The sequence below is a fragment of the Sediminibacterium sp. GW821-FHT12F12 genome (assembly GCF_058806635.1).
Map to the genome: position 1 here is coordinate 408049 of NZ_JBXAPW010000002.1, position 11993 is coordinate 420041.

Annotated in this window: 11 protein-coding genes and 1 pseudogene; 1 reads left to right on the top strand and 11 read right to left on the bottom strand. The window is 44.4% G+C overall.

Features of this window, described 5'->3' with window-relative positions; translation table 11 throughout:
* Nucleotides 1-13: 13 nt before the first annotated feature.
* The 11 genes and pseudogenes from AC1RNB_RS04215 to AC1RNB_RS04265 all read right to left on the bottom strand — a co-directional run bounded on the left by AC1RNB_RS04215 (nt 14) and on the right by AC1RNB_RS04265 (nt 11295).
* Entirely contained in the window at nt 14-1087 is a 1074-nt protein-coding gene (locus AC1RNB_RS04215; protein ID WP_493080978.1) for a M20 family metallo-hydrolase, read from the bottom strand.
* The gene (argB, locus tag AC1RNB_RS04220) at nt 1080-1865 is read right to left on the bottom strand and encodes an acetylglutamate kinase (RefSeq protein ID WP_493080980.1); all 786 of its coding nucleotides are present in this window, start codon (nt 1863-1865) and stop codon (nt 1080-1082) included. Before argB ends, AC1RNB_RS04215 begins: the two co-directional genes overlap by 8 nt.
* A gap of 5 nt (nt 1866-1870) precedes the next feature.
* Nucleotides 1871-2842 carry an N-acetylornithine carbamoyltransferase gene (locus AC1RNB_RS04225; protein ID WP_493080981.1) on the bottom strand — a complete coding sequence of 324 codons (972 nt, stop codon included), beginning with the start codon at nt 2840-2842 and terminating at the stop codon, nt 1871-1873.
* A 46-nt stretch (nt 2843-2888) separates the two neighbouring features.
* A pseudogene (locus AC1RNB_RS04230) lies at nt 2889-3212 on the bottom strand (four helix bundle protein); the annotation flags it as partial.
* 66 nt (nt 3213-3278) lie between these two features.
* The gene (locus tag AC1RNB_RS04235; RefSeq protein WP_493080983.1) at nt 3279-4427 is read right to left on the bottom strand and encodes an aspartate aminotransferase family protein; all 1149 of its coding nucleotides are present in this window, start codon (nt 4425-4427) and stop codon (nt 3279-3281) included.
* 94 nt (nt 4428-4521) lie between these two features.
* A complete protein-coding gene (locus tag AC1RNB_RS04240; protein ID WP_493080985.1) occupies nt 4522-4704 on the bottom strand; it encodes a four helix bundle protein in 183 nt (60 codons plus the stop codon).
* A gap of 42 nt (nt 4705-4746) precedes the next feature.
* Entirely contained in the window at nt 4747-5727 is a 981-nt protein-coding gene (argC, locus tag AC1RNB_RS04245; protein ID WP_493080986.1) for an N-acetyl-gamma-glutamyl-phosphate reductase, read from the bottom strand.
* A 3-nt stretch (nt 5728-5730) separates the two neighbouring features.
* Nucleotides 5731-6078, bottom strand: coding sequence for a cupin domain-containing protein (locus AC1RNB_RS04250; protein ID WP_493080987.1), 348 nt, complete (start codon nt 6076-6078; stop codon nt 5731-5733).
* Entirely contained in the window at nt 6075-7301 is a 1227-nt protein-coding gene (locus AC1RNB_RS04255) for an argininosuccinate synthase (RefSeq protein WP_493080988.1), read from the bottom strand. Before AC1RNB_RS04255 ends, AC1RNB_RS04250 begins: the two co-directional genes overlap by 4 nt.
* A gap of 53 nt (nt 7302-7354) precedes the next feature.
* Nucleotides 7355-8062, bottom strand: coding sequence for a GNAT family N-acetyltransferase (locus tag AC1RNB_RS04260; RefSeq protein ID WP_493080990.1), 708 nt, complete (start codon nt 8060-8062; stop codon nt 7355-7357).
* Nucleotides 8063-8463: 401 nt separating this feature from the next.
* The gene (locus tag AC1RNB_RS04265; protein ID WP_493080992.1) at nt 8464-11295 is read right to left on the bottom strand and encodes a TonB-dependent receptor domain-containing protein; all 2832 of its coding nucleotides are present in this window, start codon (nt 11293-11295) and stop codon (nt 8464-8466) included.
* 346 nt (nt 11296-11641) lie between these two features.
* Between AC1RNB_RS04265 and AC1RNB_RS04270 the strand changes: the two genes are divergently transcribed.
* Nucleotides 11642-11977: a YHS domain-containing protein gene (locus AC1RNB_RS04270; protein ID WP_493080994.1), complete on the top strand. Its 336-nt coding sequence runs from the start codon at nt 11642-11644 to the stop codon at nt 11975-11977.
* The last annotated feature ends 16 nt before the right edge of the window (nt 11978-11993 follow it).

Consider the following 11993-nt stretch of genomic DNA (forward strand, 5'->3'; position numbering starts at 1 on the left):
CAGTAACCGGGAACTAAAGAATCACTTTTTTTAACAGGTTAATATACAATTCTATTCCCTGATAAATCTCATCTACGTATAAATACTCATCTGCAGTATGACTCCTTGCACTGTCTCCCGGACCCATTTTCAAAGTCTGGAAGGGCATCAGTGCCTTATCGCTGGTAGTAGGTGATCCATAATAGGACCGGCCCAATTGTATTCCGGATTGCACCAGCGGATGATCAAGGCTGATGGAAGTGGAGCGCATGCGCAGGCTTCGTGGAACTACTTCGCTTTTCACATTCGCCTGGATGATAGCCAGCACTTCTTCAAAAGTATACAATTCGTTTACTCTTACATCTACCACAAACCGACAGGAAGAAGGCACCACGTTATGCGCTTTATTTTCTGTTTCGATCACGGTAACCGACATCTTCACTTTGCCGAGCAGCGGTGATACTTTTTCAAAGGCAAAATTCCGGAACCACTCAATATCAGCCAATGCTTTGTACAAAGCATTTTCTCCCTCTTCGCGCGCAGCATGACCCGCTTTGCCGGTGGCGGTTACATCCAGTACCAGTAATCCACGTTCCGCAATGGCCATCTGCATCAAAGTAGGTTCACCCACAATACCGCATTCGATTTTTGGCAGGTGTGCTAACAATACCTCAATCCCGTTTTTGCCTGAGATCTCTTCTTCGGCAGTGGCCGCAAATACCAGGTTATATTTCAGATCAGTTGCTTCATAAAAATGCAGAAATACCATCAGCAAAGAAACCAGGCATCCGCCGGCATCATTACTACCAAGGCCGTATAATTTACCATCTGTGATGGCGGGAGCAAAAGGATCCAGGGTATAGGCTTTGTTCGGTTTAACCGTATCGTGGTGAGAATTTAATAAGAGACACGGTTTTGCTTCATCAAAATGTTTATTCACTGCCCACACATTATTGAGGTAACGCCGGGTTTTAACGCCTTTTTGCTGTAAAAAGGTTTCCAGGATAACAGCTGTTTCCGCTTCTTCCTTACTGAAAGAAGGAGTGGCAATCAATTGTTGCAACAGTGCTACTGCCTGGTTTGCTGGTGTATGTTGTTGATCATTCATGGTGAATGGTTGTACCCGCGCTGCCGGCAATCAGCCCGTGTAGTTCTTCTGCCTTTCCGATGATCACTTTGCTCACGCCTTTGGCCAATGCGGCAAAAGCATTATCGAGCTTGGGGATCATCCCGGCAAATATTAATTGTTGTTGTTTCAGTTCGGTATAATATGCAGGATCCATTTGCAGGATCACTGAATTTTCATCATTTACGTCCAGTAACACCCCACTCTTTTCAAAAGAATAAATCAGTGTTACCTTGTACATACTGGCCAATGCTGTAGCCAGTTCCTGTGCAATAGTATCTGCATTGGTATTCAGCAGATCTCCCTGGGCATTGTGGGTGATGGGCGCTGCCACCAGCGTAATGCCCTTGTTCAGTAAAAGTTGAATCAGCTCTGTGTTCACCAGATCTACATCACCTACAAAACCGTAATCTATCGTGGCATGTGTTCGTTTATGTGCCTGCAGCAGGTTGGCATCGGCACCCGTTAACCCCATAGCATTGCAACCATTTGCCTGCAATTGGGCAACAATATTTTTATTGATATAACCAGCATATACCATGGTTACGATCTTCAGCGTTTCCGCGTCGGTAATACGTCTGCCATCTACCATCTGTTGCTGAACACCCATCTGATCGGCCAGTTTGGTTGCCAGTTTACCACCGCCGTGTACCAAAATCTTTTTTCCTTTCACTGCAGCAAAAGACTGCAGGAACGAAGCCAGTTTGGTTTCATCATCAATGATGTTACCACCGATCTTTATGATATAAACTGTTTCCACGTTTTTTATTTAGCTGCGCTTAATATCTCTGATAATACAGCCTGTGCCGCCCAAACACGGTTACCCGCCTGTTTGGTTACCAGGCTGTGGTCGCTGTCCAATACTTCATCGCTTAACTCCACATTTCTTCTTACCGGCAAACAGTGCATTACTTTAGCATTGTTGGTGGCTTTCAGTTTCTCTTCTGTCAGCATCCAGGCCGGATCATTCTCGTACACTTTTCCGTAATCCGTATACGTGCTCCAGTTCTTTACATACACAAAATCCGCATCCTGTAAAGCCGCATCCTGGTCGTGGGTAATAGTAGCTCCTTTGGTAAACTGTTCGGCCAGTTCGTAATCCTGTGGATGGGTGATCACAAAATCTGCCTCACCCCAGGCATTTACCCATTGCGCAAAACTATTGGCCACACATTGCGGAAGGGGCTTGATATGTGGTGCCCAGGTTAGTACCACTTTTGGTTTTCGGGTACCGCCTGCCGGGTTTTGTTTGAGTGATTCGGTAATGGTGATGATATCTGTTAACGACTGCAAAGGATGCAGCGTAGCACTTTCCAGGCTCACTACCGGTACACCAGCATATTTGATGAACTGGTTAATATACATTTCGCTGTAATCATCTTCCCGGTTCTTTAAAGATGGGAAGGTTCTGATACAGAGTATATCAAAATACTGTCCCAGAATAGGCGCCGCATCTTTTACATGTTCTACCGTATTACCGCTCATAATGGCTCCTTCCTCAAACTCGAGTGCCCAGCCTTCTTTGTCTACGTTAAATACCACGGCTTCCATACCCAGGTTCTTAGCAGCGATCTGTGTGCTTAAACGGGTACGCAGACTGGGGTTTAAAAACAACAGACCAATCCTTTTGTCTGCACCCAGCTCTTTATCCAACAGCGGATGCGCTTTGTATGCCAGGGCTTTTTTTACCATGGCATTGATATCGGTAACATCGGTAACAGAAATAAATTGTTTCATATTGTATGCTTAACGCTTAACGCTTAACGCGGAACGCATGGGTAAATTATTCTCTTATTGATTTTATCAGGTTAATCAGTTTTGCTGTTATTTCATTGATCATTTCTGTCACTTGTTCATACTTGTCTTTATCAATGTATCCCAGATCAAAAGCAAGCAGTGTGCAGTAAGCTACTTCATGAATAGATCCTAAAGAGATATCCAGAAAATGTACAAAATCTTTGTCAGTACTCCTGCCGCAACCCTCAACAATATTCAACGGTACAGAATATACAGCCCGTTTTAGCTGACTACTCAGTTCAAACTGCTCCGACTTCGGAAAATCCGGCATAACAGTCTTATACACAAACAAGGCCAGTGCATGTGCTTTCTGCCAAACTTCCTATTTACGATAATCTCTCAAATCGCTTACATGTAACTACTTAAGCGTTCCGCGTTAAGCTTTTTCCTTCAACTCTTCAATCGCTTCACCCAACGAAAACAAAAACTCATCGATCTGTTTCCTCGATAAAGCCAGCGAAGGCAAGAGCCTGATCACATTGGGCTTGGCTTCTCCGGTAAATACTTTGAAATCGAACAGTAGTTTCTTTTTCAGCTCCTTCAGCTCGTCTGGCAGGTCAAAGCCGATCATCAGTCCGCGGCCGCGAACATTTTTCAATCCCTCCACTGCTTTCAGTTTTTCTATCAGGTATTCGCCATTCGCTTTTGCATTTTCGATCAGCTTCTCTTCTTCCATCACTTCCAATACGGCCAGTGCAGCTGCGCAGGCCAGCTGGTTACCACCAAATGTGGTACCCAGCATGCCATGTTTAGGCTGGATACCGGGTGCAATGAGAATACCCGCAACAGGAAACCCATTACCCATTCCCTTGGCCATGGTATAGATATCGGCATTCACACCTGCAAAATCATGTGCGAAGAATTTACCGCTTCTTCCATAACCACATTGCACACTATCGGCAATATATACAGTACCATGTTCATCGCAAAGTGTTCTGATCAGCTGCAGAAAAGAGTCGTTGGCAATATTGATACCACCCACTCCCTGGATCCCTTCAATGATCACAGAAGAAATTTCTTTGCCTTGTTCTGCAAAACAGGCTTTTAAAGCCGCTTCATCATTAAAAGGAAGGAAGATCACATTATCCGTTTCGTTCACCGGGGCCACTATGGCCGGATTATCTGTTGCCGCTACCGCCAGTGAGGTTCTGCCGTGAAATGATTTTTTAAAAGCGAGGATTTTTTTTCTACCATTTACAAAAGATGCCAGCTTCAACGCATTCTCATTGGCTTCTGCGCCACTGTTACACAGGAACAGCTGGTAATCTTCCTTTCCACTTAAACGGCCCAGTTTAGCAGCCAGTTCCTGCTGGATAGGAATCACTACCGAATTAGAATAAAAAGCGATCTTCTCCAGCTGGTCCTCGATACGTTTTACCCAATGCGGGTGTGTATGGCCAATGCTGATTACTGCATGACCTCCATACATGTCTAAATATTGTACCCCTTCCTGGTCCCATACATAAGAACCTTTGGCACTGGTGATGGCGATATTGTTCAGGGGGTAAACGTCGAATAAAGTCATAAGTTATAAGTTATAAGTTGTAAGTAGTAAGCCAGGAACGCACTTTATTGATCAGTGCGATTAATATGGCTTTTACTTCATTAATCAATTAGTTTCAATCTATGTTTTTATCTGCCACACTCCCCGCTATATTTGCAGGAACCGATGTGGCGGATCTTCGCAACTGGTTTGTAAGACTATATATTTCTTCTTTAGGAAAAGTTTTTGTTTCCAGATACGTCAATAACCTAAAAAAATGCGCTTTCTCCCAAACCTTTAAACCTTTATAATTCTGCATACCTGACTATTCACTTAATACTTAATACTTATTACTTACCACTTAAAACCCGGCCGCTTTCAATTTCAATCCGGCCGTCTCCTCCAATCCAAACAACAGATTCATATTCTGTACCGCCTGGCCACTGGCTCCTTTCAATAAATTATCAATAGCCGAGTGTACCACGATCTTGCTGCCTTGTTTTTCAATATGCAGTAAACACTTGTTGGTGTTTACTACTTGTTTCAGATCGATCATTGTTTCGCTTACATGAGTAAACGCGTGGCCCTGGTAAAATTCTTTGTAGAGTTCTTTGATCGCATCCAGGGGTAATCCGCAATCAATCACGGAACTGATATATATGCCGCGGGTAAAATCACCTCTCCAGGGTACAAAATTCACCTGCATACCATCGTTGCCCTGCAACTGCTGCAGGCTCTGGTGGATCTCATTAATATGCTGGTGCTGCAATGATTTGTATGCCTGGATATTATTGGCGCGCCAGCTGAAATGCGATGTACTGCTCAGGCCCTGTCCGGCACCGGTTGATCCCGTAATACCTGTTGTATATACATCACCCAACACACCTGCTTTGGCCAATGGCAGTAACCCTAATTGTATAGCGGTAGCAAAACAGCCAGGATTAGCAATATTGGCTGCTCCTCTGATCTCGGCTTTATTCAACTCCGGTAAACCGTACACGAAAGTTCTGTCACCAATACTGGCTTTCTCTGCCAGCCGGAAATCCTGCGACAGATCGATCACTTTAATGATAGCAGGAATGGAGTTTTCTGTCAGAAATTTTTTCGCATCACCATGACCCACACAGAGGAACAATACATCAATATCATTTTGTAGTGTATCAGTAAACAGGATCTCTGTTTCACCTATAAGGTCAGCATGTACTTTGCTTACCGCATTTCCTGCATTACTGGTACTGTGCACAAAAGATAATGCCACACCGGGATGGTTGATCAGCAACCTGATCATTTCTCCACCGGTATAACCCGCCCCGCCAACGATGCCTGCTTTTACTTGTTTCATGATTTATACATTGATCCTGTCTGCTGCCGTAGAGGGCTGAGACGATAGAATAAATTCAATAGCTGTTGAAGTAGTATTACTGATGCGATGTTTCCTGCCGGCCTGTATATGAATGCCTTCCTGTTCGTTTACAATGATGGTTTCCCCATCTATTTCAAAAGTAGCTGTTCCTTTCAGGATGAAAAAAAACTGTTGTGCAAACTGATGATAATGCAAAGCCTCAGCCGTTCCGGCAGGCATTCTCTCCTGTTTAACAGAAAGTGCTGCGTTATCTACCAGATTCCATCCTTCGCAGGCATTACCCCATTGGTAATGTTGTAACGGCGTTTCTATGGAAACCTTTCCACTCACTTGTTCGATTCTTTGATATTGTGATAGATGCCCGTCTGGTTACCGAAGATCTTGGAGAAACCTCTTACATCATCGCCTGTCCAGCCACTATTCATTTCGCCATATTTGCCAAACTTGCTGCTCATCAGATCATATTTCGATTCAATACCGATCACCTGGAAACGGTAAGGCAGTAACTGTACAAACACATCACCGGTTACATGTGCCTGCGAACTTTCGAGGTACGCTTCAATATCGCGCATCACAGGATCCATGATCTGTCCTTCATGCAGCCAGTTACCGTAGAACTGCGCCAACTGGTCTTTCCACCCAAGCTGCCATTTGGTTAATACATGTTTCTCCAGTGCATGGTGCGCTTTCAGAATCACCATGGGCGCAGCGGCTTCAAAACCTACGCGGCCCTTGATACCGATAATGGTATCACCCACATGAATATCGCGGCCCAATCCGTAAGGACCCGCCAGTGTCTGTAAATATTGTATCGCTTCTGAAGGATGCTGAAAGGTTTTTTCATTCACCGCCGTAAGCTCCCCTTTTTCAAAATGGAGTTTCACTTCCTCCTCACCGGTTCTGGTAACCTGTGTGGGCCAGGCTTCTTCTGGTAAAATGCCTTTTGAGTTCAGTGTTTCTTTACCACCTACGCTGGTGCCCCATAAACCTTTGTTGATGGAGTAAGCCGCTTTCTCAAAATTCATGGTAACACCTTTCCCCTTCAGGTATTCGATCTCGGCTTCGCGGCTCAGTTTCATATCGCGGATGGGTGTGATGATCTCTACCCCCGGGATCATGATATTAAAGATCATATCAAAACGAACCTGGTCGTTACCAGCGCCGGTACTGCCATGCACCACCGCTTTGGCTTTCAGTTTTTGGGCATGTTCTGCAATATGTAAAGCCTGGCTCAGCCTTTCTGCACTTACACTTAAGGGATAAGTATTGTTCTTCAATACATTTCCGTAAATCAGGTATTTGATAATACTGTCGTAATAACTTTTCACAGCATTTACCGTGGTATGGGTTTTTACGCCCAGCGTATACGCATGTTTTTCTATCTGCGCCAATTCCTCTTCACTAAAGCCGCCGGTATTCACAATTACGCTATGTACCTCGTAGCCTTTGTCTTCTGTCAGGTATTTTACACAAAAGGAAGTATCCAATCCGCCACTAAAGCCCAGTACTACCTGGTCACCTTTTTGTAATGCTGTTGCTGTTTCCGTTTTCATTGCTTGCACGTATTTTCTTTGAAATTCTATAAGATTTCCCTTACGGGAGACTGTTACATGTTAAAAAACTGTTGGAACAAAGATTTGGGCTTCAGGGCAGCGCCGCCACCTGTTTCTTTTTTGCGGAACAAACGCAGCAGTTTACTTTGTTTGATCTTCATAAAACGTTCGTACAGTTTTGAGTTCTGCTTAAAATCTTCCGAGGTTTCAACAGGTTCGTAATGATCTTTGGGATCGTATAACATAGCGGTGCACAAACAGTTTTTCCTGTCTTTGCTCATCAGGATATCATAGTTCACACAGCTTTTACATCCGGCCCAGAACTCTTCATCATCCGTAAGCTCACTGTAGGTAACAGGCTCATAACCCAGGTCGCTGTTGATCTTCATCACAGCCAGACCGGTAGTTAAGCCGAATATTTTAGCAGTGGGATATTTCTGGCGAGAGAGGTTAAAGATGGTCTGTTTGATCCTTTTGGCCGTTCCGCTTTTACGAAAGGCAGGCGCTACAATCAGTCCGCTGTTGGCTACAAACTGCTCATGGCCCCACACTTCAATATAACAGAAGCCCACCCAGGTTCCATCGGGCAGCGTGGCTATCACGGCTTTGCCTTCTTCCATCTTTTTGGCAACATATTCCGGACTGCGTTTGGCAATACCGGTTCCGCGGGCCTTCGCAGAAGACTCCATTTCGTCTGTTATGGTTTGTGCGTAATGGGTGTCGCCACCGTTCGCTACACGAACAATAATATTATCTTCCAACTTGTACTGATTAATAGAGTGAAAAGAAAACACCTGGGTGTTTGTAGATCCAATTCCGGGAGAATTTCCACTGATAGGGGCAAGTGCCAGTTGCTCGTCCTATCAGCAACCACGTCGTGGTCGCGGCAGGGAGTTACACGGAAGTGTTGCCGGGGCCATGGGCTCGGCGTTGGTAACTACCGGGGAGCAACTGATATGTAAGAAAGGCTGTTTCACTGATAAGTGTCTAAGAGACCTTTGAAATTTTTTGTAAAAGTATAACAGTTTGCCAAAACAGGCTGAATTTTTTTATAAAAGTTTGGTTAAGACAACTGCTGGTACTACGAAAAAGGCCCTTCAGCATGCTGAACGGCCCATTCTCAAATCAGATCAGTGCTGATTAGCGAAAATGCTATTAACTGTTAGTTACCACCACCTCCTCCTCTGCGATTACCGCCACCCATCATCATCATACCACCACCGGGGAACATGCCCCGCATCTGGTTCTGCTGTCCACGCTGCTGTTGCTGTGCCCCAAATGAGCGCAGGTTATAGGTGAAAGTGAGCATGAAATAACGGGTCAGGTTATTCGAAATACTGTTAACAATCTGGTTGGCAGATGCAGAAGAAGTAACCGATTTATTCTGTTTCAGGATATCGAAACAACTTAAACGCAATTCTCCTGCTTTATTTTTCAGGAACTGTTTGGCAATGGAAGGTGTGATCAGGAATACGGTTGTGTTATAACCTGCCGGACGATTTCCAAAATGCGAGTAATCAAAATCACTGGCCAGAATCCATCCATTGTTCGAATACAAAGTGAAATCCGCCGCCATACCCTGAACGGTATAATTGGTATTCTGGTTAGCCGACAGCGAATTGCGGATTGGGTTATACTCAAAATACGTACTCAGGTTCATGTCGAAATTATTCTTCAGGTTGGTGGTCCATTTAATGGTCTGCCTGAGTGTAGTGCTCTGTGTGGCATTCAGCACATTATTCAGTAAAGAACGGCTTCTGTTATAATTGATATTGGTCTGTAAGTTCAGGTTCGATTTCGGATTTTTGATTGGGAACCCATACATGAAATAACCAGACAGATTGTAGGTACCACCCAGGTTCACATACGTAGAAGTTCTTCCGCCATTCGGATTCTGCGTAATGGAACTCACAATATCATTGGAAATAATGGTTGCATTAACCGTGGCAAAAATGAGTCGCTGGGTAAACGGATCAAAAGAGTTGAACAGGATCCGCATGCTGTTGGTGAACTGTGGTTTCAGATCAGGGTTACCGATCTGGAAATTAATCGAGTCGGATGTTGTTTTCACCGGCTGCAACTGCATAGTGCTTGGCTGACCGGTTCTTCCGTTATAGAATATACGCAGACTTTTGGTTCTGGTGAAATTGTAAGTGAAGTTCAGGTTTGGTGTCAGGTTGGTGAAATTCCTTTTTACCAGTACGTTTTTGGTAGTATTGTTACTGGTCAGATCAATAAACTGCAGACCCGTTCCGATATTCAGGTTATACTTGGTTTGCTGGATGCGGTAACTCAGGCTGGCTGTATTGGAAGTAGCCGTATAATCGTACGAGTTACTGAACAGACTGTCGAACTTGCTGAATTTCTGCGAAGCATTGTCAAAACTATACGTGCGGTTAACCGTATTGCTGTTGTTATAGTTGTAGGAATAACGCAGTTCAATCATCTGGTTCTTACCCACGGGCTCGGTATAAGAAACCGTTGGACTGAAACTGGTAGAACGCGATGAATCTACATAAAACTGGTTGATGGTGTCAGTTCTTACAAAAGGCCTGGTAAAAGAGTTCACAGAATAATTCTTTCCGTCGCCATTGGTATTACTGGCAGAAAAACCGAGATCGAGTGAAATAGTTCTTCCACGCTTGGCAAACCTGTGACGCAACTGCAGGTTGGTTCCATTGATATTATAACCGCTGTTATAACCGGAAGACTGGCTCACAGACTGGTAAATAGGTGCATTGTTTTTTCCCCCGGTAGTAACCGTACTCGAAGTAGAAGTAGGATTACTGCTCTGTATGGTAAAATTAGGACGGAAGATCAGCGAGTTATTGGAATCGATCCTGTCTTCTATATTGAAATTGAATCGGTGGTTCTCATTTCTTGATACCGAAGAAGATACCACGTTGTTATACGTAGATGTATCGGAGCGCAGGATATTCTCGGTATTGCTGTTGGATTCGGCATTTACCCTGGGTGCATTGTAGAAATAGCTTCCGTAAGCATCTATTTTCGGGCTCCACACATCGCGATAGTTTAAACCACCTGCCAATGTAGTAGTAATACCGCTGGAAGTACCACCGCCGCCAAATCCGCCACCACCCATTCCGCCACCGCCGCCAAATCCACCACGACCACCGCCGATATTATTCTGTGTAAAATTCTGCTTGTTTACGTTATTGGCCTGTCCCTGAAAAGTCAGTTGCCTGTCGCCATTGATACGTGTGAAGTTGAAGCTTTCATCATACGTACCATCCGTACCAATACCGGCCACAGCTTTACCGAACATTCCTTTTTTCTTGTCTTTTTTGGTAGTGATATTGATGGTCTTCACGCGGTTACCATCATCAAAACCACTGAACTTGCTCTGGTCGCTCAGATCATCAAATACCTGGATCTTATCGATCACATCGGGAGGAAGGTTGCGGGTGGCCATTTTAGGATCATCGCCGAAAAAGCGTTTACCATCCACCAATACCCGCTGTACGGCTTCACCCTGCGATTTGATAGAACCGTCTTTGCTCACTTCCATCCCGGGAATTTTTTTCAGCAGGTCTTCTGCTACGGCATTGGGTTTGGTTTTAAAAGCAGAAGCGCTGATCTCCATCGTATCTTTTTTCATCCTTACCACCGATTCGGTTACGGTTACATTACCGAGGTCGTTGGCAGCTGTTCGCAGGTAAATCGTACCCAGGTTCACCGAAAAATTGGTTTTGGAGAAACTGATCTTTTTGGTAAAAGGTTCATAGCCCTGGAACTTTACTTCCAGGATCATATCCCCGAAAGGAATATTCTGCAGTGAGAAAGTTCCATCTTCCTTGGCCAATGTAAATACTTCCAGTGTAGAATCACGGGCATCCAGTATGGTAACAGAAGCGTCTTTGAGGGATTGTTTGTTGAGCGAATCAATCAGTTTTCCTTTCACAGAACCGGAGGTTTGGGCCGATACCGTACAAACCAGGAAAAGACAGGCAATAAAAGCAGCAATTTTGCGCATAAAAGTTGGAATATAATTCAGAAAACAAATATCGTTCTCCTTCATCAGTAATCGGGGACAATCAAGATTAACGGAAAACTACTATGATAGTTGGGTATGACCGCATGAAAATCGGTGAAAACTTACATCGGATAGGTAGGGTAAAATCGGGACCAGCATTCATCCGGAATCAGCACAGATTCACCGAAAACACTGTATTTACAGGGTTTGGCAGAATGCCTGTTATTGATGCAGCAGTACACCTCTAAACATAGTTTTAACATACCCGCCCTGCCCAAAGCTTTCCTTTCACATAAAACTTTACTTATTTTTGCGGGCACCGAATTCTCAACACAAAACATCATCCATGAAACAAGTCAGAAACCTGCTTTCCGGCACCACCTGTATCCTGGCTATCTGCCTGTTTATCAGTGCCTGCCAGTCTGAACCAGCCAAAACAGAAGAAAAACCTTCTACCGACAGTGTAGCAGCCATGCAAACAACCGATAGCACCAGCCATGCACTGGAACATCTGCTGGTTGACAATAAAAAAGATCCCAGCTGCGGTATGCCTGTTACTGCCGGTATCAGCGATACCGCTCACTACAAAGAGAAAGTACTGGGTTTTTGCTCCAAAGAATGTAAAGACGCTTTCCTGAAAGATCCTGAAAGCATGATCGCTGCAGCAGAATTGAAGAAATAAACAATCTCTGTTAGTC